The sequence below is a fragment of the Limosilactobacillus caccae genome (assembly GCF_900156885.1).
GTDB lineage: Bacteria > Bacillota > Bacilli > Lactobacillales > Lactobacillaceae > Limosilactobacillus > Limosilactobacillus caccae.
The window spans coordinates 43969-70811 of record NZ_FTOY01000004.1 but is presented as its reverse complement, the minus strand read 5'-3'; the positions used below and the strand labels follow the sequence as shown (position 1 = coordinate 70811).

Annotated in this window: 28 protein-coding genes; 24 read left to right on the top strand and 4 right to left on the bottom strand. The window is 48.7% G+C overall.

Features of this window, described 5'->3' with window-relative positions; genetic code table 11:
• Nucleotides 1-8 precede the first annotated feature (8 nt).
• From rnmV to CZ502_RS00340, 12 genes are all read left to right on the top strand, one after another.
• On the top strand, nucleotides 9-575 hold the full coding sequence (gene rnmV, locus CZ502_RS00395; RefSeq protein WP_076459159.1) for a ribonuclease M5: 567 nt from the start codon (nucleotides 9-11) through the stop codon (nucleotides 573-575).
• Complete coding sequence (gene rsmA, locus CZ502_RS00390; RefSeq protein WP_076459158.1) at nucleotides 568-1461, top strand: 16S rRNA (adenine(1518)-N(6)/adenine(1519)-N(6))-dimethyltransferase RsmA; 894 nt, start codon at nucleotides 568-570, stop codon at nucleotides 1459-1461. Before rnmV ends, rsmA begins: the two co-directional genes overlap by 8 nt.
• 90 nt (nucleotides 1462-1551) lie before the next feature.
• Nucleotides 1552-1800, top strand: coding sequence for a Veg family protein (locus CZ502_RS00385; protein WP_076459157.1), 249 nt, complete (start codon nucleotides 1552-1554; stop codon nucleotides 1798-1800).
• 139 nt (nucleotides 1801-1939) lie between these two features.
• Nucleotides 1940-2791 (top strand): 4-(cytidine 5'-diphospho)-2-C-methyl-D-erythritol kinase, encoded by an 852-nt coding sequence (gene ispE, locus CZ502_RS00380; RefSeq protein ID WP_076459156.1) that lies wholly within the window; start codon nucleotides 1940-1942, stop codon nucleotides 2789-2791.
• Between the two features lie 154 nt (nucleotides 2792-2945).
• A complete protein-coding gene (locus CZ502_RS00375) occupies nucleotides 2946-3863 on the top strand; it encodes a metal ABC transporter solute-binding protein, Zn/Mn family (protein WP_076459155.1) in 918 nt (305 codons plus the stop codon).
• Entirely contained in the window at nucleotides 3863-4528 is a 666-nt protein-coding gene (locus CZ502_RS00370) for an ABC transporter ATP-binding protein (protein ID WP_076459154.1), read from the top strand. Before CZ502_RS00375 ends, CZ502_RS00370 begins: the two co-directional genes overlap by 1 nt.
• A 1-nt stretch (nucleotide 4529) precedes the next feature.
• The gene (locus tag CZ502_RS00365; protein WP_076459153.1) at nucleotides 4530-5327 is read left to right on the top strand and encodes a metal ABC transporter permease; all 798 of its coding nucleotides are present in this window, start codon (nucleotides 4530-4532) and stop codon (nucleotides 5325-5327) included.
• A 156-nt stretch (nucleotides 5328-5483) separates the two neighbouring features.
• The gene (gene purR, locus CZ502_RS00360) at nucleotides 5484-6332 is read left to right on the top strand and encodes a pur operon repressor (RefSeq protein WP_076459152.1); all 849 of its coding nucleotides are present in this window, start codon (nucleotides 5484-5486) and stop codon (nucleotides 6330-6332) included.
• A gap of 2 nt (nucleotides 6333-6334) precedes the next feature.
• On the top strand, nucleotides 6335-7699 hold the full coding sequence (glmU, locus tag CZ502_RS00355) for a bifunctional UDP-N-acetylglucosamine diphosphorylase/glucosamine-1-phosphate N-acetyltransferase GlmU (protein WP_076459151.1): 1365 nt from the start codon (nucleotides 6335-6337) through the stop codon (nucleotides 7697-7699).
• A 72-nt stretch (nucleotides 7700-7771) separates the two neighbouring features.
• Complete coding sequence (locus tag CZ502_RS00350; protein ID WP_076459150.1) at nucleotides 7772-8758, top strand: ribose-phosphate diphosphokinase; 987 nt, start codon at nucleotides 7772-7774, stop codon at nucleotides 8756-8758.
• Nucleotides 8759-8900: 142 nt separating this feature from the next.
• Nucleotides 8901-9605 carry a hypothetical protein gene (locus tag CZ502_RS00345; protein WP_076459149.1) on the top strand — a complete coding sequence of 235 codons (705 nt, stop codon included), beginning with the start codon at nucleotides 8901-8903 and terminating at the stop codon, nucleotides 9603-9605.
• A gap of 82 nt (nucleotides 9606-9687) precedes the next feature.
• Nucleotides 9688-10560 carry a linear amide C-N hydrolase gene (locus tag CZ502_RS00340; protein ID WP_076459148.1) on the top strand — a complete coding sequence of 291 codons (873 nt, stop codon included), beginning with the start codon at nucleotides 9688-9690 and terminating at the stop codon, nucleotides 10558-10560.
• Here CZ502_RS00340 and yidA read toward each other — a convergent pair.
• From yidA to CZ502_RS00325, 3 genes are read right to left on the bottom strand one after another with little or no spacing between them, the layout of a single operon-like run.
• Nucleotides 10557-11381, bottom strand: coding sequence for a sugar-phosphatase (gene yidA / locus CZ502_RS00335; protein WP_076459147.1), 825 nt, complete (start codon nucleotides 11379-11381; stop codon nucleotides 10557-10559). The two genes, CZ502_RS00340 and yidA, sit on opposite strands and share 4 nt — an antisense overlap.
• Nucleotides 11382-11387: 6 nt before the next feature.
• Nucleotides 11388-12749: an HD domain-containing protein gene (locus tag CZ502_RS00330; protein WP_076459146.1), complete on the bottom strand. Its 1362-nt coding sequence runs from the start codon at nucleotides 12747-12749 to the stop codon at nucleotides 11388-11390.
• 2 nt (nucleotides 12750-12751) lie between these two features.
• Nucleotides 12752-13579, bottom strand: a complete 828-nt coding sequence (locus CZ502_RS00325; RefSeq protein ID WP_076459145.1) for a lipoate--protein ligase family protein — start codon at nucleotides 13577-13579, stop codon at nucleotides 12752-12754.
• A gap of 102 nt (nucleotides 13580-13681) precedes the next feature.
• Between CZ502_RS00325 and CZ502_RS00320 the strand changes: the two genes are divergently transcribed.
• The 8 genes from CZ502_RS00320 (at nucleotide 13682) to CZ502_RS00285 (ending at nucleotide 21432) form a co-directional block, all read left to right on the top strand.
• Nucleotides 13682-14137, top strand: coding sequence for a YwiB family protein (locus CZ502_RS00320; RefSeq protein WP_234982424.1), 456 nt, complete (start codon nucleotides 13682-13684; stop codon nucleotides 14135-14137).
• Nucleotides 14138-14182: 45 nt separating this feature from the next.
• On the top strand, nucleotides 14183-14740 hold the full coding sequence (gene rpoE, locus CZ502_RS00315) for a DNA-directed RNA polymerase subunit delta (RefSeq protein ID WP_200804203.1): 558 nt from the start codon (nucleotides 14183-14185) through the stop codon (nucleotides 14738-14740).
• Between the two features lie 169 nt (nucleotides 14741-14909).
• Entirely contained in the window at nucleotides 14910-16514 is a 1605-nt protein-coding gene (gene pyrG / locus CZ502_RS00310; protein WP_076459142.1) for a CTP synthase, read from the top strand.
• Nucleotides 16515-16762: 248 nt separating this feature from the next.
• The gene (gene murA, locus CZ502_RS00305) at nucleotides 16763-18040 is read left to right on the top strand and encodes a UDP-N-acetylglucosamine 1-carboxyvinyltransferase (RefSeq protein WP_076459141.1); all 1278 of its coding nucleotides are present in this window, start codon (nucleotides 16763-16765) and stop codon (nucleotides 18038-18040) included.
• A 93-nt stretch (nucleotides 18041-18133) separates the two neighbouring features.
• Nucleotides 18134-18379 (top strand): type B 50S ribosomal protein L31, encoded by a 246-nt coding sequence (locus CZ502_RS00300; protein WP_076459140.1) that lies wholly within the window; start codon nucleotides 18134-18136, stop codon nucleotides 18377-18379.
• Between the two features lie 98 nt (nucleotides 18380-18477).
• Nucleotides 18478-19773: a PTS transporter subunit EIIC gene (locus tag CZ502_RS00295; RefSeq protein ID WP_076459223.1), complete on the top strand. Its 1296-nt coding sequence runs from the start codon at nucleotides 18478-18480 to the stop codon at nucleotides 19771-19773.
• Nucleotides 19766-20644 (top strand): alpha/beta hydrolase, encoded by an 879-nt coding sequence (locus CZ502_RS00290; RefSeq protein WP_143457252.1) that lies wholly within the window; start codon nucleotides 19766-19768, stop codon nucleotides 20642-20644. The genes CZ502_RS00295 and CZ502_RS00290 overlap by 8 nt, the downstream gene beginning before the upstream one ends.
• Nucleotides 20645-20724: 80 nt before the next feature.
• Nucleotides 20725-21432 carry a class A sortase gene (locus CZ502_RS00285; RefSeq protein WP_076459138.1) on the top strand — a complete coding sequence of 236 codons (708 nt, stop codon included), beginning with the start codon at nucleotides 20725-20727 and terminating at the stop codon, nucleotides 21430-21432.
• A gap of 33 nt (nucleotides 21433-21465) precedes the next feature.
• Here the strand turns inward: CZ502_RS00285 and CZ502_RS00280 are convergent, their stop codons facing one another.
• Nucleotides 21466-21927, bottom strand: coding sequence for a low molecular weight protein-tyrosine-phosphatase (locus tag CZ502_RS00280; RefSeq protein ID WP_076459137.1), 462 nt, complete (start codon nucleotides 21925-21927; stop codon nucleotides 21466-21468).
• Between the two features lie 138 nt (nucleotides 21928-22065).
• Here CZ502_RS00280 and CZ502_RS00275 point away from each other — a divergent pair, with 138 nt between their 5' ends.
• From CZ502_RS00275 to cshA, 4 genes are all read left to right on the top strand, one after another.
• The gene (locus CZ502_RS00275) at nucleotides 22066-22635 is read left to right on the top strand and encodes a LemA family protein (RefSeq protein WP_076459222.1); all 570 of its coding nucleotides are present in this window, start codon (nucleotides 22066-22068) and stop codon (nucleotides 22633-22635) included.
• Nucleotides 22636-22637: 2 nt separating this feature from the next.
• On the top strand, nucleotides 22638-23534 hold the full coding sequence (htpX, locus tag CZ502_RS00270) for a zinc metalloprotease HtpX (RefSeq protein WP_076459136.1): 897 nt from the start codon (nucleotides 22638-22640) through the stop codon (nucleotides 23532-23534).
• 200 nt (nucleotides 23535-23734) lie between these two features.
• Complete coding sequence (locus CZ502_RS00265; protein WP_076459135.1) at nucleotides 23735-25117, top strand: UDP-N-acetylmuramoyl-tripeptide--D-alanyl-D-alanine ligase; 1383 nt, start codon at nucleotides 23735-23737, stop codon at nucleotides 25115-25117.
• A gap of 87 nt (nucleotides 25118-25204) precedes the next feature.
• The gene (cshA, locus tag CZ502_RS00260; protein WP_076459134.1) at nucleotides 25205-26695 is read left to right on the top strand and encodes a degradosome RNA helicase CshA; all 1491 of its coding nucleotides are present in this window, start codon (nucleotides 25205-25207) and stop codon (nucleotides 26693-26695) included.
• Nucleotides 26696-26843 lie beyond the last annotated feature (148 nt).

Genomic DNA, 26843 nt, shown 5'->3' with positions numbered 1-26843 from the left:
AGAGACTTATGACAAAAGTAAAAGAAGTTATTGTTGTTGAAGGCAAAGATGACACGAAGCAAATCTTAAAGGCCGTTGACGCGGATACGTATGAGACTAATGGTTCGGCCATTTCAGCTGATGACATTACCCGCCTGCAGAAGCTCCAACAGCGGCGAGGCTTGATCGTGTTTACTGACCCAGACTTTAATGGTGAACGAATTCGCAAGATCATTAGCCAGGCGATTCCGGGGGTTAAGCATGCCTTTATAAAACGTGATGAGGGTGTGCCGACCGAAGCCCATGGCAGTTTAGGAGTTGAACATGCGTCTCCGGCGGTTATTCGCGCGTCATTAGCGCATGTCTATACTCAAGCAGCAAGCCCAGCGCCGACCTTTAGCTCCCGTGACTTGCAAGCGGCGGGGCTAGTTGGCCAGGCTGATTCACGTAAGCGGCGGGAGCGCCTCGGCCAGTTGCTTAAGATTGGTTATGGCAACGGTAAACAGCTCGTTCACCGGCTTAATATGTTTCAAATAACCCGTGATGACTTTAACCAGGCAATTCAGCAGATCAACCAGGAGGCAAAGGATGAGTAATTCACCAGAAATCGGTAGTCGGACCCGTACGCGGGCGATTATGGAACGGTATGGCATTCGCACGAAGAAGAGCTTTGGGCAAAACTTTCTGACGGACTTGAATGTCTTGAAAAATATCGTCGATGCCGCCGCAATCAGTAAGAATGACAACGTGATTGAAATTGGTCCCGGAATCGGTGCCCTAACTGAACAGCTTGCCCAGGCTGCAGGGGAGGTCGTGGCACTGGAAATCGACCAAGACCTGATCCCGGTGTTAGGGGAAGTACTAGCGCCTTATGATAACGTGAAGGTCATAAACCAGGACGTTTTGCAGGCCAATTTACCCGAATTGATTAAGCGGGAGTTCACTGACCCCACACGGCCAATTAAGGTTGTTGCCAACCTCCCCTACTACATCACCAGCCCGATCTTAATGAACCTGCTCGCCAGTCCGGTGCAATGGGCAACGATTTGTGTCATGATGCAAAAAGAAGTCGCCCAGCGGCTCACTGCCAAGCCGGGGACGAAGCAGTACGGTTCGTTAACCTTGGCGATTGAATATCAGATGCAGGCAAAAATTGCGTTCGAAGTTTCCCGGCGGGTCTTTGTGCCGTCACCAAATGTGGATTCCGCAATCGTTGTCCTATCACCGCGGGAGCAGGCGCTAGCGGTTAAGCCCTTTGATAAAAATAAATTATTTGGCTTTATCCGGGGCTGCTTTGCCCACCGGCGGAAAAGTTTGTGGAATAACTTGCAGAGTGTGATCGGCAAGGACCCGGCGGTTAAGGAAAAAATGCAGGCGATTCTTGCGGAATTAGCCATTTCTCCCCAAATTCGGCCGGAGAAGTTGACCCTAGTGCAGTTCATCAGTCTGGCAAACCGGCTACACCAGCAGGATTTGCTGTAAAAGATAGTTGACCATCATTATCTGGTGTGGTAAAATATTGCTTTTTAACTAAAATAGGAGTATGATTTTCTACAGTGAGGTGAAGGAGTCGTGCCTGATAGCATTGTAGAAATAAAGAAAAAGCTAGATGACCGGATTGGTTCTCACGTCCTGGTTAAAGCACAAGCAGGGCGGAAGCGGATTGCTACCCATCACGGGGTTTTAAGCAAGACCTATCCGGCGGTGTTTGTGATCCACCTAAATGGTGATGACGAGGGTTCACTGCAACGGATATCATATAGCTATACTGACTTATTAACCCGCAATATTTCGCTTGCCTTTGATGACGAGGAAGCATAATGCGACTGATTAAAAAGAGAGAAAACGTTCACGTTGTGCGACGTTTTCTCTCTTTTTGTAAACAAACAGTTGTTGCAAGGATTGTAGTAGCATTAGTATAATTTAATTAATCAGCATTTCGATTAAGGAGGGTTGTCGGATGATAGTTACTGAGAAAGCACCAGCAAAGTTAAATCTCAGCTTGGATACCCCGATGCGTTACTTAGACGGCTTACCTAAGTGGGACATGGTAATGGTTTCGGCAGACCTTGCGGATTATGTGACTGTTGAGACCCATCGGCGACCCGCCACGATTAAGGTTTATACCAATAGCGGATTCTTGCCAAATGACCAGCGAAATCTTGCCTACCAAGCGGCCCATATTTTACGGACCCGCTTTCACCGCAAGGATGGGGTGACGATTAATATTAAAAAGCAGATCCCCGTGGCGGCCGGCCTCGGTGGCGGTTCATCTGATGCGGCGGCTGTTTTACGCGCGTTAAATAATATTTGGCGACTGGGATTGAGCCTTGATGAGCTGGCGAAGGTTGCCTTAGCGATTGACTCTGATGTCCCTTATTGTATTTATAACAAACTGGCCCATGTGACTGGTCATGGGGAAAAAGTTGAGTTACTGCCAGCGCAGCCCCATTACTGGGCGGTGATTGCTAAGCAGCAGATTAGTGTTTCAACTCCCCAGATCTTGCGGCAGATCAACTATGAACAGCTCGTCCACCTCGACAATGCCAAGTTAATTGCTAGTTTGAAGGAGCAAAACTGGCAGGAGGCGGTGAAGTACATGGGCAACGTCCTCGAGCCCTTGACGATGCAGTATTATCCCGAGATTGGTCGGTTAAAGCAGAAGATGATTGACCTCGGTGCTGATGTGGCCCAGATGAGTGGAACGGGCCCAACTGTTTTTGCCATCTGCCATACCGAGTCCCGGGCAAAGCGAATCCAAAATAGTATTCGCGGATTTTGCCGCGATGTCCATGTGGTGACGTTATTATAAAAGGCTAGCGCAAGGATTGTTAGGATAGTAATTGGACCTGATTCATTATGAATTGGGTCTTTTTTTAATTGCAATTAGTTAGCAAGTTCGATATCATATTCTACGTTGCTTAATAGTAATTATTACGATTTACCGAAGAGGAGAGAATTAGAACGTGAAGAAATACGCGCTTGGTGTTAGTGGGCTCGTCGCCGCTTTGTTGGTAATCCTTGGCCTATCCCTTGTTCCCTGGAAGACGATGGGAAAAACGCCGCAGCCAATTCAGGTGGTGACCGGCTTAAACTTTTACGGTGAGGTTGCCCAGCAGGTAGCCGGTGACCACGGGAAGGTGACGACTTTTATCGATAACTCGTCCGTTGACCCCCACGACTACCAGCCGAACACAAAGCAGGCCCAGCAGATTGCCAAGGCGAACGTGGTGATTGAAAACGGTCTTGGCTATGACAGCTGGGTCAATAAGTTGGTAAAGTCAAACGCCAATGGTGAGCAGGTCAAGGTGGTCGATGTTGCCTCCTTGATGAATAAAAAAGACGGCGATAATGAGCACGTCTGGTACCAGCCAGCTGCAGTGAAAAAGCTCGCCACTACCTTGGCAAAGCAATTTAGTAAAATTGACCCGCAGCACGCGGCTGATTACCAGGAAAATGCCCGCCAATACTTGGCGACGTTAAAGCCACTGGATGCGGAAATTGCAAGGGTCAAGCGTCAGGTCAACCCGAACAATAACCAGGTTGCCGTCAGTGAGCCGGTTTTTGACTATGCCCTGGAAAATGCGGGCTATGAAGTCATGGACAAGCACTTTGAAAAGGCGATTGAGGACGGCAATGACCCGTCACCGCAAGACATTGATGAGTTACAGCAGGCGATTATCAACCGCCGGATTGCCTTTTTTGTCGTCAACTCCCAGACGAGTGGTAAGGTTGTCGATAACCTGGTTAAGCTGGCCCATCAACACGATGTTCCGGTCCTGGAAGTGACAGAAACCAAGCCGAACGGGAAAAACTACTTGCAGTGGATGATGGACCAGTATCAGGCCCTCGCAGCAATTCAAGAAAAGGAGGCACAGCGCTAGTGGCAGTCGTAGCAGTAGATAATTTAACGGTCGCATACGGAAACCACCCGGTAATCAACGACCTCAGCTTTACGGTTAACGAGGGCGACTTCCTCGTAGTCATCGGGGAAAATGGGGTTGGGAAGACGACCCTTGTCCGTTCCTTGCTTGGCTTTTTAAAGCCGAAGAGTGGGTCAATTGATATTCCCCAGGGGATGAAGATTGGCTATGTTCCCCAGTTTCGTAACATCGACGCTGAATACCCGCTATCAATTCGGGACTTTGTTGCCTTAAATACCAAGCCGAGCCTAGTTCCGTGGCTAAGCAAGCGGGAACGGGCGCGGGTTGACCGGATGATCCGGGAAAATAACCTGACCAAGATTGCTGACCGCCCATTAGGACTTGCTTCGGGAGGGGAAAAGCAACGGGCATATCTCGCACAGGCCTTATTGCCAGCCCCCAACCTGCTAATTCTTGATGAGTCAACGGCGAGCCTGGATAACGAAATGAAGTATGAATTGCTTGACCTGGTCACCCGTTTCCAGCAAAACGGTCTCAGCGTCATGTTCATTACTCATGACTGGGACCTAGCAAAAAAGTACGGTACCCGTTTCCTGCACATGACCCCAGCAGGCTATCAAACGGGGTCAATTGATGAGTTGCCAGTATTAGGAGAGGGGGAGTAGGATGTTAACCTTAAGTTTTATGCGGCACGCCTTTGTCGCCAGTACCTTTATTGCAATTATCAGCGGAATCATCGGTGTCTTTGTCGTTGCCCGCAACCTGTCGTTTTTAACCCACACCCTTTCAGAGATTGGCTTTGCCGGTGGTGCGTTTGCGGTCTTTGCTGGCTGGCCTGCGCTTGATGGGATGCTGTTGTTTACGATGCTTAGCTCGGTCATCGTCGGCCAGATGAGCATCAAAGAGTCCCGGCGCGAAGCAGTAATCAGCGCAGTGTCGGCCTTGTTTATCGGCCTCGGGATCTTATTCTTGTCGCTCAGTAGCCAGTCGGCCAGTTCCGCCACCAGTATCCTGTTCGGGAGTGTTGTCGGGATTAGCATGAATGAAGTCTGGCAGCTAATCGGCTTGTCAATCCTCGTTTTCGTAGTTGTCTTATTGATGTACCGGCGGCTCAAGTTTGATTCTTTTGACTCCATCGGTGCCCGGGTGAGCGGGGTCAACGAGATGCTTGTGTCGGTAGTTTTCTTACTCTTGCTTGCCCTGAGTGTTAGCGTGGCCGCCCAGATTGTCGGTTCGTTGCTGATTTTTATTTTACTGACATTACCGGCAGCTAGCGCAAAGTATTTTACCCATGGGGTTGCCCGGATGATTATCCTTGCAATCTTGTTCTCGCTATTGGGGACGTGGTTAGGGTTGTTGCTGGGCTATTTGACCGACTGGCCTGTCAGTTTCTTTATCGCGGTGATCGAAGTTGTTATTTACTTAGTGGCGTTAGCTTACAGCAAGTTTGTTGAGGCCGATTAATCCAGTTAGTTTACCATTGGCGAAGGGATGAAAAACTTCCTTCGCCTTTTTATGTTCGGTGGTAAAATCTTTTAATTTAAATCTATTGCCGAAAAGACGAACATTTTATGGTAAAATCAATGGTAATTAATCCGTTTTGAAAGGCAGAGAAAGATAATGAAAGTTCGACGTAGCAATCGTTTGGTTGACATGACACGGTACCTTCTTGAACACCCGCGGTCATTAGTATCGCTGAAGTTCTTTGGGGAGCGTTACGAATCCGCCAAGTCATCCATTAGTGAAGACCTCGGCATTGTAAAGCACACCTTTAATGAATGGGGGCAGGGACGGCTAGAGACGATTCCGGGCGCAAGTGGTGGCGCGGTGCTGACCCCTTTTTATTCGCAGGAAAATGCGGCCAAGGCAATTGACAACCTGGTCGAAAAGGTTAATGATGATTCACGGCTCCTTCCTGGTGGGTATGTTTACCTGTCAGATTTGATCGGCCAACCCGATATTTTGCGGCAGGTGGGGAAATTAATTGCGACCCAGTATGTTGATAAGGATGTCGACGTGATCATGACTGTTGAGACCAAGGGGATTCCAATCGCCCAGAGTGTGGCAATGTACATGAATAAGCCATTTGTGATTGTCCGCAACAGCTCACACATCACCGAAGGGCCGACCGTAAGCGTTAATTACGTATCTGGTTCGGTTCAACGGATCAAGAAGATGGAGCTATCCCGGCGGACACTATCAGCCGGGGCTAACGTCTTAGTTGTCGACGACTTTATGAAGGGTGGCGGCACTATCACCGGGATGAAGTCCTTGATTAAGGAGTTTGATGCCCACCTCGTCGGTGTGACGGTGCTTGCGGAAGGACACCCAGTCAATAGCCAACGCCTTGTCAATGACTGTACTTCACTGATTAAGGTGGAGACAGATGATGGCGCCGAAAAGAAGATCGTTGCCCAACCGGGAACCTTTATGGAAAACGTATTTGATAAGGAAACGGAGAACAAGTAAGAATGAAACGTAATGCAATTATTTTAGCTGCTGGTAAGGGGACGCGGATGCGTTCCAAGTTATACAAGGTTTTACACCAAGTATGTGGTAAGACAATGGTCGAGCATGTCTTGACCCAATTAGAAAAAGCCAAGATTGACAACATCATCACGGTGGTTGGTTTTGGTGCGGAGACGGTGGAACAACAATTAGGCCACCGCACACAATACGCTTTGCAAAAGCAACAACTTGGGACTGGTCATGCGGTAATGCAGACTAAGGACTTGATTGGGGATGTCGATGGGGAGACAATCATCGTCAGTGGTGACACCCCATTATTTACGGCGGACACGTTTAAACGGCTATTTGAATACCACGAGCAACGGCACGCTGCCGCAACGATCCTGACCTCCATTGCGCCAGACCCAACTGGTTACGGCCGGATTGTCCGTAATGATGTTGGAATTGTCGAACGGATTGTTGAGCAAAAGGATGCCTCTGTTGAAGAACAAGCAATCACGGAAATCAACACCGGGGTTTACTGCTTTGACAACAAGAAGCTCTTCGCTGCTCTTGATAAGATTACAAATGATAATGCCCAGGGCGAATACTACCTTACCGATGTCATCGGCATCTTGAAGCAGGAAAATGAAATTGTGACTGCTTACCGGATGGCAGACTTTGACGAATCAATGGGGGTTAACGACCGGATTGCCCTTGCCCGTGCTAACAAGGTAATGCGCAAGCGAATCAACACCCATTGGATGCGTGAAGGGGTCTCAATGATTGACCCAGACACGACCTACATTGATGCTGATGTTAAGATTGGCCGTGACACGGTTATCGAAGGCGGGGTTGTGATTAAAGGAAACACGGTTATTGGCGACGACTGCTACATCGGTGCCGGTTCCCGGATCATTGATTCAAAGATCCACGACGGGGTCAAGATTATCTCCTCGACCTTGCAAGAAGCTGAGATGCATAATGGCAGTGATATTGGGCCAAACAGCCATTTGCGGCCAGAAGCAGAAATCGGCGAAAACGTCCACATTGGGAACTTCTGTGAAGTTAAGAAGGCCTACATCGGTGAAGGCACGAAGGTTGGTCACTTGACCTACATCGGGAACGCGACGTTAGGGAAGAACATTAACGTCGGCTGCGGGGTTGTCTTTGTCAACTACGATGGGACGAACAAGCACCACACCAACGTTGGTGACCACGCCTTCATTGGTAGCAACAGTAACTTGGTCGCACCAGTTAACATTGCAAAGGATTCATTTGTTGCCGCTGGCTCAACGATTACGGACAGTACTGAGCAATATGACATGGCGATTGCCCGGGCACGTCAAGTCAACAAGGAAAATTATGCGAAGAAGCTACCCTGGTAACTTGCTTTTTGCTTAAGTAATTAATATCATATAAGTGGTAGTATAACTTTTATTTATCCAGCGGAGGACCTAATGACACAGCAATATTTTGACCAAAATTTAAAGATTTTTGCGTTAAATTCAAACCGCCCCTTGGCAAAAAAAATCGCTGAGCACGTCGGCGTTGAATTAGGAAAAGTATCTGTTAATCGTTTTAGTGATGGCGAAATTCAGATTAACATTGAAGAAAGTGTACGTGGGGATAATGTTTACGTTATCCAATCAACATCAGCTCCCGTCAATGATAATTTGATGGAATTATTGATCATGGTTGATGCCCTTCGCCGGGCTAGTGCCAAGACCATCAATGTGGTTATCCCATATTATGGTTACGCACGGCAAGATCGGAAAGCCCGTAGCCGGGAACCAATTACTGCTAAGCTCGTTGCAAACATGCTCCAAAACTCAGGGGTTGACCGGATCATCGCCCTTGACTTGCACGCCGCTCAGATCCAAGGCTTCTTTGATATTCCAGTTGACCACTTGATGGGCGCACCATTGTTAGCTGAATACTTTATCAACCAAGGTGTTGCTGATAATGCCGTTGTGATTTCTCCCGATCATGGTGGGGTCACCCGGGCGCGGGCCTTAGCTGAATTCTTAAAGTCACCAATTGCCATCATCGACAAGCGGCGGCCAAAAGCCAATGTTGCCCAGATTATGAACATCATCGGTGACGTCAAGGGGAAGAAGTGTATCATGATTGATGACATGATTGATACCGCCGGGACGATTACTTTAGGGGCACAAGCATTGATTGATGCCGGTGCGGAAGAAGTATATGCATCATGTACCCACGCTGTTTTATCTGGTCCTGCGATTGAGCGTCTCGCTAAGTCGCCACTGAAGGAAGTCGTAGTGACCGACTCCATTCAATTGCCGGCAGAAAAGCAAATTGACAAGATCAAACAAGTTTCAGTTGCGCCACTGATTGGGGCAGCGATCAAGCGGATCAACGAAAATCGGCCAGTTAGCCCATTATTTAAGCAAGTTTTCCAAAGCGTTAAGTTGAACAAGTAATGATAAAAACCTATGGCAAGCTGATTTACCATAGGTTTTTTGATTTATAATAAAGGTAGTTAAAAGTAATTAAAGATAAGGTAAAGTAATTCCGTTAATATCATTTCATGGTATAATACGATTTGAAATAAGGAGGAGAAAAATGACAACAAGTAAGTTTTTCAAAAAAGCAATGGTTGGAACAGCTGCCTTAGCAACGGTGATCGCACTAGCCGGTTGCGGCAAGCAATCTGCTTCTAGCAGTGACACGACAACCGCTGCTAGCTCATCGTCTGTTTCTTCCGAAAGCAAAGCTTCGAAGGTTTATCGCACAGCCAACAAGTTAATCAAGGATCATGACTACCAAGGTGCCTATGACCAATTAAATAGCTTGGACAAGCACAATGCGCAGACAGAAGCCCTTGCCAATGACCTGCAAAGCTACTTAAGTGCTAAGAAGGCCTACAACAACGGCGACTACGATAGCGCAAGCAACAACCTCAAGGGGCAAAAGTCAACTAGTACTGCAATGCGGAACGCATACGCTGACTTGCAAAGCAAGGTTAGCTCCGCACAGGGGACTAGCAGTTCATCAAGCTCACAAGCAAGTGCCAAGAGCAGCAGTCAATCATCATCTTCTGCAGCTAACCAAGTTGCATCAGATGCAACGAGTGACAGTGTAGTGACTGCTTTTGCCAACAAGATGGGCTTCAGCGGTGCACAAGGCTACCAGATCATGCCAACTGGCAAGACCGGTAACGTCTACAAGTTTGAAGTACGGCAAAACAACAGTGATAACACTGTTGCTAGCTTGATTGGGATTTACCAATACAACAGTCAAACTGGTGCGGTAACCAAGATTGCCTAGGGATAAATTCGCATAATACTAACGAGGTGTCGGGGAAGCTTTTCCCTGCCACCTCTTTTTTATAATTTAGGAGTGAAGTGCAATGTGTACAATTTTAACGGCAGCTGGGCAACCGCTAGTGGGGCGGACGATGGACTTTCCACCCCGGACACCATGGCGACCGACATACTTGCCGGTAAATTATCGCTGGCGACCGGCGAATGGGGATGCGGACATTACTAACCACCATGCGATTATTGGCGGGATGCGCGTCGCTGATGGGCACTACCTAATCGGTGACGGGGTTAACGACCAGGGCCTTTTTTGTGCGGAATTATTTTTCCCGGTGGCGGCCGATTATGGTGGTCGGCAGACAGATGGTCAGCTGTTGACGCCGCAGGACTTTATAATGTGGGTGTTAGGGAAGCACGCCACAGTGGCCGCGGTGATTGCCGACTTATCCCGGATAACGGTTAATGACGATCCGTGGTTTGACGGTCAATACTACCCCTTTCACTGGCTATTAGTGGATTCAACGGGGGCCTACACGATTGAGCCGTTAGCTGGCCGATTGGTCGTTAGTAAAAACAAGGTGGGGGTGTTGACCAACACGCCTGCCTACCCGCTGCAACTTAATAAGCTCAATGCTTACATTGGCTATGACAACCTGCCATTTGATCAGCGGATTGCCCGGGTAACGACCAAGATTACCGGGACAAACTCACTCCAGCGTTTTCAGCGGGCGGCGATTGCCCGCTGGCAAGAACGGCCGACAACGAGCGACCAGTTATTTACCATCCTTGATCGTTTGGCGGTACCAAAAAATCCACAACATGCCCATAATTACACTCATTATGAAGCAGTTGTGGATTATTCAAAAAAGCAATATCAGTTTTATGACTGCCGCACCACCGAGGTGACAGTCTGTTGCTTGCCAGAGTTGATGCAGACGCTGGATGCGCCGACCCGTTTTTAGGCGGTTAAAACGTATTTTTCGATGGCCGTACCAACACCGTCGTGGTTGTTGTCATCGGTGGTGACATCAGCGATCTTAATGGTTTCAGGGATTGAGTTACCCATTGCGACACCGAGCCCTGCGTATTCAATCATTGAGTCATCATTTTGGGCATTACCAAGGGCCATTACCTCATCCTGCTTGATTCCCAGTTCCTGACTCAAGACATGGAGGGCGTTACCCTTGCTTGCCTGTTTATTCATAAATTCAAGATAAAAGTCTTCGCTCCGCACGATTGAGAAACGGTCGGTCATGTCTTTTGGCAGGTCCTTCCACGCTTGGTCGATGCGGGCTTTTTCGTCAACCATCATTGCCTTGGCGATAATGTATTGGTCCTGTGTCCGGGAAAGTTCATCAAGGGTCCGGTAACGGATTGGCATGCTAACTAGGTCGGATTCATAGATGGTGTATGGGCTGAGGTCCCGGTTGATAGTGTAGATAAAGTCACGGGTCTCAATCTGTGACTTCACGCCTTCCTTGATGCAGTATGATTGCCAGTCGGCGTAGTCATCAAAAGACATTGTGTAGTTGACTAAAACGTTGCCACTGGTTGACTGGGCAAGGGCACCGTTAAAGCTGATAACGTATTGGTCATCGGCATCGTTAAGGCCGAGTTGGTCAAGGTATGCCTGCACCCCCGTCATTGGCCGGCCAGTACAGAGGACAATTTTTACGCCCTGCTTACTAGCGGCCTTGATTGCTTCGACCGTCTTTGGGGTGATCTCACGTTGGTCATTGATTAGGGTCCCGTCGATATCGATTGCTACTAATTTGATTGACATAATAATTTACTCCTTTGGGTTGATAATGTGGTTGTTTTTAATGTAACTTTGGAACTTTTCGTAAATTGGTTCAAAAATTTCAATGCTGTCACGCGATTCAAGCATTTCCTTCGGGAAGAAGAACCGCTGGTCCCCGGCTTCGCGACCGGAAACGCTGGCGACCAGCGTGCTGACCTGGGAAAGCTCGATGAACTCTCCGTTTGGTTGCAATAGCTCGATCTGCGTCTGGGCATTGGAGTCCTGGGGGTGGTAAGTATCATATGGCAACTTAAAACTATCGTTGACGGCCGTGTAGTAATCACTGTTGAAACCAGCGGTCTGGATCAATTCACGCAGTGTTGGTAAGAGGTCTTGCGTCCGGTGGTCATAGACGGCAGACTTGAATGGTCGCCGGTTAAGAAAGCGGCTGGCGAGGTCACTTAAAATATCATCACGGGAATGTGTCCAGTGGATGAAGTAGGTCGTCAACACCCCGTCATCGAGGGCGAGGTAGTCATCCAGGGTAAAGCGGTTATTGAAAAAAGGCATCAGCATGTGGGGCGTAAACTCCGGCTCAAAGTCACTCGGGTGCTGGTAGATGTGCTTTGCCCGCTTCAATAAGTGGTCCAAGATGACTTCCATTGCCCGGGAAACGGGGTGGAAGTATACCTGGAGATACATTTGCAAACGACTGATGATATAGTCTTCGACCGCGTGCATCCCCGAAATCTCAAAGGCAATCCCGCCCTTGACTGGCCGCATCACGTGGAGGACTCGGCCAAGGTCGAATTTGCCGTAATTAGTCCCGGTATAATAGGCGTCGCGTTGGAGGTAGTCCATCCGGTCGGCATCAACCTGGCTAGAAATCATCTGGACGACCTGGGGATTGCGGTAGGTGTGGTCAATCACACTGGCGACCTCCTGGGGGAAGTCCGGGGAGACCCGCTTGAGGATTTTGTTAATGTTGGTCTCACTGCTGGTGATCAACTGGCGGGTGATTTGCTCGTGGTTAGTATGGAAGATGTGTTCAAAGGTGTGCGAGTACGGACCATGACCAAGATCGTGCAAGAGGGCCGCACAAAGGGCCACGGGGCGTTCTCGGTCGTCCCATAAGCCGTCGCCCGCTTGTTGGGAGGGGTAATTGCGTTGGAAGTAGTTGCACATCTCCCGGGTGATTTCATAAACACCCAGGCAGTGACCGAAGCGGGAGTGCTCGGCACCGTGAAAGGTGAAAGAGGAAGTGCCAAGCTGCTTAATCCGGCGTAGACGTTGAAACTCTGGCGTGTTAATAAGGTCCATGATGACCTGGTTATCGACGATGATTTGCCCGTGGATCGGGTCACGGAAGACCTTTTCGTGACTGAGGTTTTCGTCATTGAAGTGGTTCATTATCAATCCTCCTTTTGCAAGCGTTCCTGGAGCCGGTCCATACTGGTCAGCTCCCGGTTGAGAGCGGTGATGAAGTCGCTCGACCACATTAAGTTATCAAGGCTGGCTGTTTCAGTAAGGGAGCATACTTGCTTGATCTTGTTGACGGTGTCCGCAATCGTAAGGGGCGTACCAAGCAACTGTTCGAGAGTGGTCATCGCAGTTGGCCAGACATCGGGGAAGTGCCACTTGTTTTCCTCATCCTTAAGACCAGCATCGTAAAAGTCACGGATAACTTCTCCGCGGTGGAGCTGGTCACCGCAAACGCTAATGTAGAGCATCACAACAACCCCCCGCGCGTTTCGCCGCTGAGAAATTCCGCCGATCTTTTGACCGTTGACGCTGATGTCAAAGGTTCCGGGGCAATATGAGTGGGTAATCTCACCAGTTTCGATTTGCAGGGTTGGGAAAGCCACCTGGATCAGGTCGACCATTTGCTGGTAGGCTTCGTCAATTGTTAACTCGTGGCCGAGGACGTGCCAGGGAAAGAACAAGGAAAGATTGAGGATTCCGCTGTCGCTAACGACGGCTAGTCCGCCGGAGTTGCGCATGAAATAGTGGTATCCCCGGTTCGTTAACAAGTTGAGCGCTGCTGGCAAGTGGGGTAGGCGTTGGTCTTTGAGGCCGAGGATAACGGTATCTTCGAGGGTCCAAAAGTGCATGATCGGCGTCGTCATCTTGTCCGCCAGCTGTAAGAGGGCGTTGGTGTAGACAAAGGACGAAAGATTATTTGCCGGCTGCAATTGCTGGTTAAATTGTTGAACAGCTAGGTCATTAAAAAATTTTTGCATAAATCTTCTTCTTTTCTGAAACTTGATTTTCTTTTTTCATTATACAAGAAGTCAGCAGAGAATGGGTGTTTAGGGCGGTATTTCTCGCTAAAAGCAGGTATAATGATGACAAAGCAAAAAGAGGAGGAGTTCACGATCAAGCGTGTTGTACCAGTACAGGTAAAATTAGCAACGACAATTAGCCAAGATGGCCAGCAAGAACATTTCAGCTTTACCGAGGCGGGGAGCTTTGTCGAGATGAATGGGAAGTACTATTTACGTTATCTCGAACACCAACAGGGCCAGGAAACCCCCGTGCAGGTTCGCTTTGATGAGCAACTTGTTCGCTTGCGGCGGAAGAGCGTGGTGGAGACCAACCTATTATTTGATCCCCACCGGTCGACCGTGATGCGCTACCGGACCCAGTACGGGCTGATCAACTTAGAAGTGGCGACAGAAAAGCTTGACTTGCAGTTAGACCCGGCAACCCCGGCCGGACGCCTGCGTGTTAGTTACCGGTTAAAAAATGCGGGGCAAATTGTCGGAAGTTACCAACTTGAATTGCAATTTATGGCGTAATATTGTATGATTTAGTTTAGACTTTTTGAAGGGATGTGCACCAATTTGGATTTAAAAGTTTTTGACGGCCAGGACAAATCAGAGCTTTCAATGATTGAGGTCGCACACGCTATTTTGGCTTACCATGGTGAAGCGATGGCGTTTGTAGACTTGACCAACGAGGTTCAACAATATCTGGGTAAGAGCGATGAGGAAATTCGTGAACGGCTCGCTCAGTTCTATACTGATTTGAATGTTGATGGCAGTTTTATTTCCCTTGGTGACAACACCTGGGGTCTGCGGGCATGGTACCCATTTGAATCGATCGATGAAGCCACTGTTGGTGAAAACGAAGATGAAGAAGAGGACCGTCCAAAGAAGAAGCGGCGTAAAGTTAATGCCTTCCTCGCAGACACCGATGATGACGATGACGTGATCGACTACGACAACGATGATCCGGAAGATGAGGATCTCGCAGACGATGACGACGAAGATAACGCTGAAGATGATTACAATGACGATAACGATGACTTCAGCGATGACGATGATGACCTTGATGACGGTATCGAAGGCCAATTATCAGAATTACACGACGAAGATGATGATGACGAGGACGAAGAATAATTTTTGCGGTTAGTGCTTGACTATTTTTCGCTGAGCCTGTATTATCTTTCTTGGGCGCCTGTCTTACAGGCCAACTAGTACGTAGTAAATAATCAAGCTCCCTGTTTCTGGTGAAATAGGGAGCTTTTTCTTTATTACGCCCGCAAAAATATCAAAGGAGTAGACGACAATGACGAAATACATTTTTGTAACCGGTGGGGTTGTATCATCACTAGGAAAGGGTATCGTTGCTGCCTCTTTAGGACGCTTATTAAAGAACCGTGGCCTAAAGATCGCAATTCAAAAGTTTGACCCATACATCAACGTTGACCCCGGGACCATGAGCCCATACCAACACGGTGAAGTGTTCGTTACCGATGATGGTACAGAGACTGACCTTGACCTTGGTCACTATGAACGTTTTATTGATAACGATTTGAACAAGTATTCAAATGTTACAACTGGTAAGATCTACTCTGAAGTACTCCGCAAGGAACGTCGTGGTGACTACCTTGGCCGGACAGTGCAGGTAATTCCACACATCACCAACGCCATCAAGGATAAGATCAAACGGGCTGGTGAAAGTACTGATGCGGAAGTAGTTATCACTGAAATTGGTGGGACCGTTGGGGATATCGAATCCCAACCATTTATGGAAGCAATTCGCCAAATGAAAGAAGAAGTTGGCAGTGAAAATGTCTTATACATCCACACGACCTTAGTACCGTACTTACGGGCAGCGGGCGAAATGAAGACGAAGCCAACCCAGCACAGTGTGCGTGAACTCCGGGGATTAGGGATTCAACCTAATATCTTGGTTGTCCGGACTGAACAACCAATCACTGATGACATGCGGAAGAAGATTGCCTTATTCTGTGACGTTGATCCAGCGGCGGTGATCGAATCAATGGACGTTAACACCCTTTACGAGATTCCGTTGAACTTGCAAAAGCAGGGGATGGACCAACTCGTTGTTGACCACTTCGGCTTAGATGTGCCGGTAGCTGACATGCGGGAATGGACCAACATGGTGGACCACATTGAAAATGGGTTGACCAAGACGGTTAAGATTGCGATGGTTGGTAAGTACACCGACTTGCAAGATGCCTACATTTCCGTTAACGAATCCTTGCGCCATGCCGGTTACCCAGTAAACGCGAAGGTCGCAATCGACCACTTCAATGCAGAAAATATCACCCCTGACAATGTTGCAGATACCTTGAAGGATTACGATGGGATCCTTGTTCCTGGTGGTTTTGGTAACCGGGGTGTTGAAGGGATGATCACCGCGATCAAGTATGCCCGCGAAAACGACGTGCCATACTTGGGCATCTGCTTGGGAATGCAGACAGCATGTATTGAATTTGCCCGGGATGTCCTCGGCTACAAGGACGCTAACTCCACTGAGTTTGACCCGAATACGACCCATAACATTATTGACTTGATGGCCGACCAAGCAGACGTTGAGGACATGGGAGGGACGCAACGTCTTGGTGCTTACCCATGCAAGTTAAAGGAAGGGACCGTGGCAGCGGCGGCTTACGGCAACCAATCGATGATTAGCGAACGTCACCGGCACCGTTACGAATTTAACAACAAGTACCGCCAAGCAATGGAAGACCATGGCTTAGTAATCTCCGGGGTAAACCCTGACCGGAACCTCGTTGAAGTTGTTGAATTGCCAGACAAGAAATTCTTCGTGGCTGCCCAGTACCACCCAGAATTTAAGTCGCGGCCAAACCACCCAGAAGGTTTATTTGCCGCCTTTGTTAAGGCCGCAGCGGCTGACAAGTAAAGTGGTAAAATAATTAGATTAAGTTAAACGACAAGGGATGGGGGCAAGCGTCACCGTTCCTTGTTTTTTGATAGTAAAAATGAATAAAATTAGTCTTAAATTTTGATTTTTTTTAAGATTGTTTATAAAAGGTTGTAATTCGGTTGATATTTCATTATCATTACAATTGACTGTTTTGTAACTGAAATAATCATTAACTTAGCTTAAATGAAAAACAGACTAATATTTTTAAGTGAGGAAACGCAGAAATGAAGAAAATGATCATTCAAGGAGGAAACCGTCTTTCTGGTGAAGTAACGATCGGCGGCGCAAAGAATAGTACAGTTGCGTTAATTCCAGCTGCCATTCTTGCTGATACACCAGTTGAATTTGATACGGTCCCGGATATCTTGGATGTTCACAATCTGATGATTATTTTGGAGTCAATGAATGTAAAGTCCGAGTTTAGTCACGGAGTTTTAAATATTGATCCAACACAAATCGTCGAGGCTGAACTTCCAAGCAAGGCAATTAAGAGTCTCCGGGCTTCCTATTATTTTATGGGTGCATTATTAGGTCGTTTCCATCGCGCGACATTAACATTTCCGGGGGGCGACAACATCGGTCCCCGTCCAATTGACCAACACTTAAAAGCATTTAAAGCACTTGGTGCAACCGTTAGTGAAGAAAACGGGACCGTTCACTTAGACGCTCCTAATGGTCTTCATGGCGCGCGAATTTTTATGGACATGGTGTCAGTTGGGGCAACGATTAATGCCATTTTGGCAGCCGTTCGCGCTGAAGGAACAACGATTATTGAAAACGCTGCTCGTGAACCAGAAATTATTGATTTAGCTACATTCTTAAATAACATGGGCGCAAAGATCCGGGGTGTCGGGACCGATACCATCCGGATCACCGGCGTCGGCGCTCTCCAGTCGATGAATACCCATACGATTATCGCCGACCGGATTGAAGCAGGGACCTACTTATCATTAGCCGCCGCCCTAGGTGACGGAGTGATGATCCACAACGTTATCCCAGAACACCTCGAATCATTTACTAGTAAGATGATCGAGATGGGGGTTAACCTGCAGATTGATAGTGATAAGATTTATGTTCCTAAGACCGACCACCTAAAGCCAGTGACCGTCAAGACGATGCCGTTCCCTGGCTTTGCGACTGACCTCCAGCAACCATTAACCCCGTTAATGTCGCTTGCTGATGGGGATAGTACGATTATTGATACGATTTACCCGAAGCGGGTCAAGCATGTCCCTGAATTGCAAAAGATGGGGATGAAGATCCAGGCCCACGATGGGAAGATCGTTGTCCAGCATACTGATGAGCTGCATGGGGCGGAAGTATCTGCCGGGGAGATCCGTGCCGGCGCTTCCCTGACCATTGCTGGCTTAATGGCAGAAGGACAGACAGTGATTAATAATGCCGGTAATATCCTGCGGGGTTATGACCGGATCGTGTGGAAACTCAACCGTCTCCACGCGAATGTCGCGATTGAAGACGATTCTTCCTTAAAGATCAGTTAGGAAGTTGCGTAGTTCTTTAAATCGTGGTATTCTGTTAGAGTTGATTATCTATGTTTCAGGCAATGATTCATGGCAAAAGGAGCGTAATAAATTATGAAACAAGGAATTCATCCAGATTATCATCCAGTAGTATTCGAAGATTCATCTACTGGTTTCAAGTTTCTCTCTGGCTCAACAGCCACTTCAAGTGAAACTGTTAAGTGGGAAGATGGTAATGAATACCCATTAATCCGGGTTGAAGTTACTTCAGATTCACACCCATTCTACACTGGTAAGCAAAAGTTTACCCAAGCCGACGGTGCTGTCGACAAGTTCAACAAGAAGTACGGTCTCAAGTAATCGTACCTTGTTTAATAGAGGTTGGATTTTTATCCAGCCTCTTTTTTGCGTTTAAAAACGTGATTATAATATGGGTAATCGAGAAAGCGGGGATGGAGATGCAGGAAAAAATAATCAATCAAATCCAAGCACTGAACCACTATTCGTTTGTTAAGGTGGTCCGGCAAACCCTAATCATGATTTTTCCGGTCGTGCTGGTGGGGACGATCGCAAAGATGCTGTTGAAAACCGTCTTTGAGCTAGCTGGCTTTATCTATAACATTGCCAACCTCTACAAGGTGATACCACAGAGCGTGTTGCGGGTAATTCAGTTTATCCTGGCAAATGTCAGCCAGTTGACGCTGGGGATAATCGGTCTCTACACTATTTTTCTGGTGGCGTCTTGTACCGCGAAACTGTACCGGCGGGATGCTAATATGGCGGGGATTACGGGGATCGTGACCCTGCTAGTATTGGCTTATCGCTACGGGAAAGTGCCAGCTAGTGGGCCCGTTAACTTTTATGCCCGCCTGCTAAATGGTAATAGCCTGCTGCTGGTGCTGATCATTGGCTACGGAATCGGCCAGTTGTACCGGTGGTTAACCCCGCCGGTAGCGACTGAAGATAGTTACCCGGCAGTACAAGCGCGGGTGTTTGCGATGCTAAAACCGCTAGCCATTGCCAGTTTGCTTGCCTTAGTCGGCGGGCTAGTGCTTAATTCCTATCCCATCTACAATGCCTGGTCAACTACTTATAGTGGGCTAGTAACCGTTGCGCAGGAACACCACCAACTGTGGTTGACAATCCTGGCATCAGTGGCGGTCACCGCGATGGATTGGCTGGGGCTAGGGGTACCATCGAGTTACACAACAATGACGAGTGGGATTGCCTTTACTGCCAACCTTAATTACGCCCTTGCTCATGGCTCGGCGTGGAACGTTCCTTATAAGTATCTCGGTAGCTCGCTTTATAACTCGTTCGCCAACTTTGGTGGTGACGGGTTAGTCCTTGCCCTAATTGTGGCAATCTTACTGACGCCAAGCGGTTCATTTATGCACCGGGTGGCGCGGTGGACAGCGATTCCCACCCTCTTTAACTTTAATTACGCGACGATGATTGGCTTGCCGATTATCCTTAACCCGGTTTTGGTAATTCCATTTATTTTCTTACCGATTGTCAATATCATCCTTGCCAGCCTGGCGATTGCCGTCCACCTTATTCCGGCAACCCCGTACCCCGTCTTACTCGGGACGCCGGGACCACTGATTAGCTTTTTAGGCTCAAACGGTAACTGGGTGAGCCTTGCCTTTGCCATTGCCTTGCTCCTGGTGGATGTATTGGCCTACCTACCATTTGTCCGTCTTGCCATGATGGTGGAAAGACGGCTACAGGAAGAGGGTGCGCGTCATGAATAAACAGAAGGCCACGCATAGTCAGCTAGTCTTAGTTGGCCTGGTAGTCGTGTTGGTGCTGCTGGCAATCCCTGCCTATTTTTGGATGAAGGATACCAACGAATACCTGGCGGCCCAGCATAATTCCCGGATGTCACCTGTGATCATGATTCCGGGAAGCTCGGCGACGAAGAACCGCTTCAATCCCCTAATCCGTAAGCTTAACGCTGACAGCCCGCACAAACACAGTGTGTTGCGCTTGGAAGTTAAAAATAATGGGCAGATTGTCCGCCAGGGCTGGATCAATCAGGGTGACAATGAACCCTTTATTGTGATTAGCTTTGAGAACAATCATGATGGCTACGATAATATTAAAAAACAAGCCGCGATGGTCGATAAGGTCTTTAACAAGCTGACGGATGATTATAATTTCAACAACTTTAAGGCCTTTGGACACTCCAACGGGGGCTTGATCTGGACCTACTGGCTGGAACATTACTATGCCAACTACGCGGATTCAATTACGATTAAGCGGCTGATGACCTTGGGCACGCCCTATAACTTTGCGGAGGCGTCAGTCAGTCACCCGACACAGATGTTTTCTAGCTTCGTCAAACACCGCAAGAAGATTCCTGAGAACTTGCTGGTCTACTCCGTTGCGGGGACGGAAACCTACAACTCGGATGGGCTGGTACCAGAAGGGAGCGTTGATGCGGGGAAGTACATTTTCCAAAAGCAGGTCGCCCACTATACCAGCATGACCGTCACCGGGAAAGATGCCCAGCACTCGAGCTTGCCGCAAAATAAGCAGATCGTCCGCTTGATTGAAGAGTACCTGCTTGATACGGACATGGGGACAACCCCGGCGACCCCGCAAAAGCAGCGGACACCATGATGAAAGTGAGTAAATTTCCTACTAAAAGTGTCTTGAGCAGGTTATACTAATTGCAGAGTAAAAGATGAAGGGGTTCAATTATGGCGAAAAAAGAGAAAAAGCATTCACGGGAATGGCTACGCTGGACAGCAGTCGTAATTTTACTGTTGGTGTCAGTCGTCCTAATATTTAACCAGCAAATAAAATCGTACCTTGTCGGGAGTTATGAACCAGAGATTACCCGGCAGACGGTGCAGAAGAATTCACAGAAGAAGGCAACCTATGATTTTCAAAGCGTCAAGGACTTAAACCTCCAGACAGCGGCGAAGGCCCGGGCAGATAAACAGTCGATTAACACGATTGGGGCGATCACGGTTCCGGCGATCAAGATGACGATTCCGATTGCCAACGGGGTCGACAACACAACGTTGGCACTGGCAGCGGGGACCTTGCGGCCGGACATGAAGATGGGGGAAGGAAACTATGCGTTAGCCGGACACAACATGGCTAACGGGAGTAAGATCCTCTTTTCCCCACTGTACTATCACGCCAAGGTCGGGCAAATGATCTACATTACCGACATGGACCGGGTATACGAGTATAAGATTTACCAGCGGCAGTTCATCGCCGCGACCCGGGTGGACGTGGTTGATAATACGCCAGAAAAGATCATCACCCTGATCACTTGTGACGCAACCGGGGCAAACCGGTTGATGATCCGCGGAAAGTTTGTCAAGTCGGAGAAGTTTAGCCAGGCGCCACAGAAGGTGCAAAAGAACTTTACTGAAAAATACACGACGGGACGGTAAAAAAAACGGCAATCAATGCGATTGCCGTTTTTTTTATACCTCTTTTTGCATTTTTGCTAGCCACTTCGGCAGCGTTTCAGCCAGACTAGCATAAGTATCTTCAAAGCGGTGCGTATACCAAGGGTCAGGAATTTCCTGCTGTTCTTTGCCGGGGATGATCTCGTAGGCCATGTGGATCTTGTCCCGGTCAGCAGCTGGCGCCATCCGCTGGAGATTATACTTGTTCATGTTATCCATGCAGATGATGTAATCGGCCCAGTCGAAGTCCTGGCGGGTAATTGGCCGTGAGACTAAGCCGGCCGTTGATAGCCCGTGAGCGTGCATTGTCTTCGCTGCTCCCGGGTGCGGGCCATTTCCTTCTTCTTCGCGACTAGTAGCGGCGGAGTCGACAGTGATCTTGTCGCTCAGCCCGGCAGTTGCCACTTCTTGTTTAAACATCGCTTCGGCCATCGGGGACCGGCAGATGTTTCCTAAACAGACGAATAAAACGTTCATTACTAACACCTCATTTAATCGTTTCTTCTATCATACAAGAAGTTGTTACGATTTGCTAAAGGCAAACATTGTTAATGACAGCGCCCTGATAACTCTGGTAGAATTTAGGGGAAAGACTAATAAGGAGGAACCGATATGATGATTACAATTATCGTTATCGTTGTGATAGTTCTGCTCGTTGCGGTATATGCAGGACTATACAACGGCCTGATTCAACTGCGGACACACGCCCAAGAATCATGGAGTCAAATTGACGTCCAATTACAACGGCGAAACGACTTAATCCCTAACTTGATCTCAACCGTTAAGGGTTACAGTAAGTACGAAGCCGGGACGCTAGAAAAGGTTACTAAGCTACGGACAGAGTTAGCGAGTGTTCCCGAGGGTGACCACGCCAAGAAGATGGAAGTGTCCAACGAGTTGAGTGGGACCCTGCGGACCCTGTTTGCCGTGGCGGAAAACTACCCGGACCTAAAGGCAAGTGCCGAATACCAAAAGCTGATGGAAGAATTGACAAACACTGAAAACAAGATTGCCTACTCCCGTCAGTTATACAACAGCACGGTTGCTGCATTGGATGCAAAGATCCAGTCCTTCCCAAGCAACATTGTGGCAAAGATTCACCACTTCCAGCAAATGGATTACTTACAAGTGCCGGAAGAAGCAAAGGCTGTGCCAAAAGTGTCATTTGATGATTTGGGTGATTAATAATGCTCTATCAACAAATAGCCCGCAATAAGCGGAAGACAGTCGTCGTAATGGCGGGCTTCCTCCTCCTTGTGGCGCTGATTGGGGCGGCCGTTGGCTACCTTTTTGCTGGGACTGCCGTTGGGGGAATCATCATCGCTGGAATCATTGCGGTTATCTACATGGCAGTCATTATCGGCCAATCGACTGATGTGGTCATGCGGATGAACAACGCGACGGAAGTTCACTCGGCAAGCGAGGCGCCAGAATTGTGGCATGTTGTCGAAGATATGGCAATGGTCGCCCAGGTGCCGATGCCCAAGGTGTACATCATCCATGACCCGAGTCCGAATGCATTTGCGACCGGGAATAACCCGGAACATGCAGCGGTAGCAGCAACGACCGGGCTAATGGAGATTATGAACCGGGAAGAGCTTGAGGGAGTAATGGCCCACGAGATGACCCACGTTCGTAATTACGACATTCGCTTGCAGACAATTGCCCTGGCGCTGGCGTCGGCGATTGCGATGCTGGTCAACTTTGCCGGTAACTTCTGGTGGTTTGGTGGCCGGAGCAATAGTGACGACCGTGACAGTGGTGGGGCGATTTTTGCCATGATTGGTTCAATCCTGTTGATCATCTTGGCACCATTAGCGGCGTCCATTGCCCAGATGGCCCTCTCGCGGAACCGGGAATACCTGGCGGATGCCGGGGCGGTCGAATTGACCCGTAATCCGCAGGGGATGATCAGTGCCCTTGAAAAGCTAAAGACGGCGGTGCCAATGAAGCACGTTGACCCAAGCAGTTCGGCTCTGTACATCAGTGATCCGGAGAAAAATGCTAAGCGTCACCATTTTTCCAACTTATTTGCGACCCACCCGCCGCTGGATAAACGGATTGAACGCCTGCGGGAAATGTAGGCCCACAAAATTGAACGATATAAAAAGCCGGGAAATTTCGCCGGCTTTTTTGCTGGGCAAAACACTGTGGATAATTGCTGCCAGACTTCTTGAACTGGATTTTCCGGTTGCTTGTTTCGGTATATTAATCGCCTTAGGCTGCTAACGGTGATATAATTAATAAGCTAGACCAAAGTATCAAAAGAAGAGGTATCTTTTCCATGAAAATGAAATTAGCGGAAATTGCGAAGGCAATCAACGCGCAAAATGACATTGAACAATGGGCAGATGTTGAAGTGACGAGTGTGTCATTCGACAGTCGCCACCTAGCTGAAGGGTGCTTATTCATCCCCCTTCAGGGAGCACAAGATGGTCACCAGTATGTGCCAAGTGCTTTTACCAACGGGGCGGCCGCTAGCCTGTGGGCCAGTGACCACGATATCACTGACCACACCCACCCGTTATTAGTGGTCAACGACCCGCTAAAGGCACTTCAACAGCTCGGAAAATATTACCTACATAAGATCAACCCGATCGTAGTTGCCGTTACTGGTAGTAATGGTAAGACGACGACGAAGGACATGATTGCGTCCATTTTAAGTACGCAGTTCAACGTAACGAAGACTTATGCCAACTTCAACAACGAGATTGGGGTTCCGGTTACCCTCTTAAACATGGAGGCCAATACGGAAGTCGTTGTCGTTGAGATGGGGATGGATCGGTTCGGCCAGCTGGACTTCTTGAGCAAGCTGGTAAATCCAGATATTGCGGTGATTACAATGATTGGGGAAGCCCACATTGAGTTCTTTGGCAGCCGGGACAAGATCGCCGACGCCAAGATGGAGATCACCCACGGCTTAAAAGAAGACGGGACACTAGTCTTTGATGGTGATGAGCCGTTGCTAGAAGAACGGGTCACGGACCTTCCGCAAGAACAATTACGCTTTGGTCGGCAGTTGAGCAACGACATCTACGCCACGAGTGTTAACGATGCCCCCCGGAAGATTGGCTTTACGGTCAACGAATGGCCAGACGTAAAGTTTACGATTCCGATGGTTGGGGAGTACAACGTGAACAATGCCTTAGCCGCCATGGGTGTCGGTAAGCTTTTGCACATCACGCCGTTACACATGAAACAAGCATTAGCGAATGTCGAGTTGACGGAAAACCGGGCCGAATGGGTTGCTGGTAAGAAGGGTGAACAGATCCTCAGTGATGTTTACAATTCAAACCCGACAGCGGCCAAAGAAGTGTTAAAGACGGTGGCGGCAACCCCGACGGACGGTAAGCGGATTGTTGTTTTGGGCGATATGCTTGAATTAGGGGATGCAGCGCCCCGCTTACATGCCAGTCTGGCGACGGAGATTGATCCAGCGACGATTAATGCAGTCTACCTGGTCGGTGACCAGATGAAGTACCTGCAGGATAAGCTGATCCAGGAAGGGTATCCGCAAGAAGCCATCCACCATTATGGTACTGACCAGCTTGCTCAGCTGACGGCAGACCTTGACGCGGTGCTGACGGCCGATGACTTGCTTTTATTAAAGGCTAGTCACGGGATCCACCTTGAGCAGGTGCTCGCCGCCTTAAAGGCTGAAGATTAGAAATAGTAATGGACTACCAGTCGAGTGAGAAGGGAGTCACTGGCGACTTCCGTCTTCCTCCCTGGTATTTTTATAGGAGGAAAATTTTTGAAGTTTAGTGAATTAGGCTTATCAAAGAGCCTGTTAAAAGCAATTAAGCGGAGCGGTTACGAAGAAGCGACACCGATCCAAGAACAGACAATCCCGATGGTGCTTGAGGGCAAGGACGTCATCGGGCAAGCCCAGACCGGGACAGGGAAGACGGCGGCGTTCGGCTTGCCGATTATCGAAAATGTTGACACGGATAATCCTAATATCCAAGCGATTATCATTTCACCAACCCGGGAATTAGCAATCCAGACCCAGGAAGAGCTTTACCGGCTCGGTCGGGACAAGCATGTGCGGGTGCAAGTAGTCTACGGTGGTGCTGACATTCGCCGGCAGATTAAGAGTTTGAAGCAACACCCACAGATTTTGGTGGGGACTCCCGGTCGGCTGCGTGACCACATCAACCGCCACACGGTGAAGCTCGACCACATCAAGACCCTGGTTCTCGATGAAGCTGATGAAATGCTGAACATGGGTTTCCTCGATGATATCGAAGCAATTATCAAGGAGACGCCAGCGGAACGGCAGACCCTGCTCTTCTCCGCGACGATGCCACCAGAGATCAAGCGGATTGGGGTCCAGTTCATGACTGACCCGCAGACAGTCCGGATTAAGGCCAAGGAATTGACGACCGACTTAGTTGACCAATACTATGTCCGGGCACGGGACTACGAGAAGTTCGACATTATGACGCGCCTGATTGACGTGCAGGATCCGGACTTGACGATTGTCTTTGGTCGGACGAAGCGGCGGGTTGACGAGTTATCCCGGGGCTTGATTGCCCGTGGATACAACGCAGCGGGAATCCATGGTGATTTGACCCAGGATAAGCGGTCAAAGATCATGTGGAAGTTTAAGAACAACGAACTTGATATCTTAGTTGCCACCGATGTCGCCGCCCGGGGACTTGATATTTCAGGTGTTACCCACGTCTACAACTACGATATTCCATCTGACCCGGATAGCTACGTTCACCGGATTGGCCGGACAGGACGCGCCGGGCACCACGGGGTTTCCTTGACCTTCGTGACACCTAATGAGATGGACTACTTACACGAAATCGAGAAGTTGACCCGGGTGCGGATGCTGCCATTGAAGCCGCCAACAGCTGAAGAAGCCTTCAAGGGACAGGTAGCGGCGGCCTTTAATGATATTGACGAGTTGGTTGCCCAGGACTCCACGGACCGGTACCGGGATGCAGCGGAGAAGTTGCTGGAGACCCACAATGCGACTGATCTTGTTGCGGCCTTGTTGAATAACATGACGAAGGAAGCAGCGAGTGAAGTGCCGGTTAAGATTACGCCAGAACGGCCACTTCCACGGCGCAACAAGCGCAATAACCGGAACGGTGGGCGAAATAATTATCACGGTGGTAACCACTACCGCCGCAATAATTACCGGCGTCGCCACGGCGGTCACCGGAATGATAACCACGGCAAGAGCCACTCCAGCCGCCATTCATTCAATATTCGTCACCGTAAAGAAGATTAATTAAAAAAAGAGCCACTCACTGATGATTAATGGTGAGTGGCTCTATTATTTTGTTTAGGTGAACTAATTTAAGACGTTTGTCGCATTGGAAGTCTTTTTGTTGCGGTAAACTGGTTTATCAGTTAAACTTATCGTGTAGTTACTTGTG

Bases quoted from the DNA above. Each gene is read 5' to 3' on its own strand.
- CZ502_RS00280 (WP_076459137.1), bottom strand. From the start codon at position 21,927: ATGAACGTTTTATTCGTCTGTTTAGGAAACATCTGCCGGTCCCCGATG.
- rsmA (WP_076459158.1), top strand. From the start codon at position 568: ATGAGTAATTCACCAGAAATCGGTAGTCGGACCCGTACGCGGGCGATT.
- glmU (WP_076459151.1), top strand. From the start codon at position 6,335: ATGAAACGTAATGCAATTATTTTAGCTGCTGGTAAGGGGACGCGGATG.
- CZ502_RS00265 (WP_076459135.1), top strand. From the start codon at position 23,735: ATGAAAATGAAATTAGCGGAAATTGCGAAGGCAATCAACGCGCAAAAT.
- CZ502_RS00345 (WP_076459149.1), top strand. From the start codon at position 8,901: ATGACAACAAGTAAGTTTTTCAAAAAAGCAATGGTTGGAACAGCTGCC.
- CZ502_RS00285 (WP_076459138.1), top strand. From the start codon at position 20,725: ATGGCGAAAAAAGAGAAAAAGCATTCACGGGAATGGCTACGCTGGACA.
- CZ502_RS00350 (WP_076459150.1), top strand. From the start codon at position 7,772: ATGACACAGCAATATTTTGACCAAAATTTAAAGATTTTTGCGTTAAAT.
- CZ502_RS00340 (WP_076459148.1), top strand. From the start codon at position 9,688: ATGTGTACAATTTTAACGGCAGCTGGGCAACCGCTAGTGGGGCGGACG.
- CZ502_RS00295 (WP_076459223.1), top strand. From the start codon at position 18,478: ATGCAGGAAAAAATAATCAATCAAATCCAAGCACTGAACCACTATTCG.
- CZ502_RS00290 (WP_143457252.1), top strand. From the start codon at position 19,766: ATGAATAAACAGAAGGCCACGCATAGTCAGCTAGTCTTAGTTGGCCTG.
- murA (WP_076459141.1), top strand. From the start codon at position 16,763: ATGAAGAAAATGATCATTCAAGGAGGAAACCGTCTTTCTGGTGAAGTA.
- pyrG (WP_076459142.1), top strand. From the start codon at position 14,910: ATGACGAAATACATTTTTGTAACCGGTGGGGTTGTATCATCACTAGGA.
- CZ502_RS00300 (WP_076459140.1), top strand. From the start codon at position 18,134: ATGAAACAAGGAATTCATCCAGATTATCATCCAGTAGTATTCGAAGAT.
- yidA (WP_076459147.1), bottom strand. From the start codon at position 11,381: ATGTCAATCAAATTAGTAGCAATCGATATCGACGGGACCCTAATCAAT.
- CZ502_RS00320 (WP_234982424.1), top strand. From the start codon at position 13,682: ATGATGACAAAGCAAAAAGAGGAGGAGTTCACGATCAAGCGTGTTGTA.
- CZ502_RS00325 (WP_076459145.1), bottom strand. From the start codon at position 13,579: ATGCAAAAATTTTTTAATGACCTAGCTGTTCAACAATTTAACCAGCAA.
- htpX (WP_076459136.1), top strand. From the start codon at position 22,638: ATGCTCTATCAACAAATAGCCCGCAATAAGCGGAAGACAGTCGTCGTA.
- CZ502_RS00330 (WP_076459146.1), bottom strand. From the start codon at position 12,749: ATGAACCACTTCAATGACGAAAACCTCAGTCACGAAAAGGTCTTCCGT.
- CZ502_RS00275 (WP_076459222.1), top strand. From the start codon at position 22,066: ATGATTACAATTATCGTTATCGTTGTGATAGTTCTGCTCGTTGCGGTA.
- rnmV (WP_076459159.1), top strand. From the start codon at position 9: ATGACAAAAGTAAAAGAAGTTATTGTTGTTGAAGGCAAAGATGACACG.
- CZ502_RS00365 (WP_076459153.1), top strand. From the start codon at position 4,530: ATGTTAACCTTAAGTTTTATGCGGCACGCCTTTGTCGCCAGTACCTTT.
- ispE (WP_076459156.1), top strand. From the start codon at position 1,940: ATGATAGTTACTGAGAAAGCACCAGCAAAGTTAAATCTCAGCTTGGAT.
- purR (WP_076459152.1), top strand. From the start codon at position 5,484: ATGAAAGTTCGACGTAGCAATCGTTTGGTTGACATGACACGGTACCTT.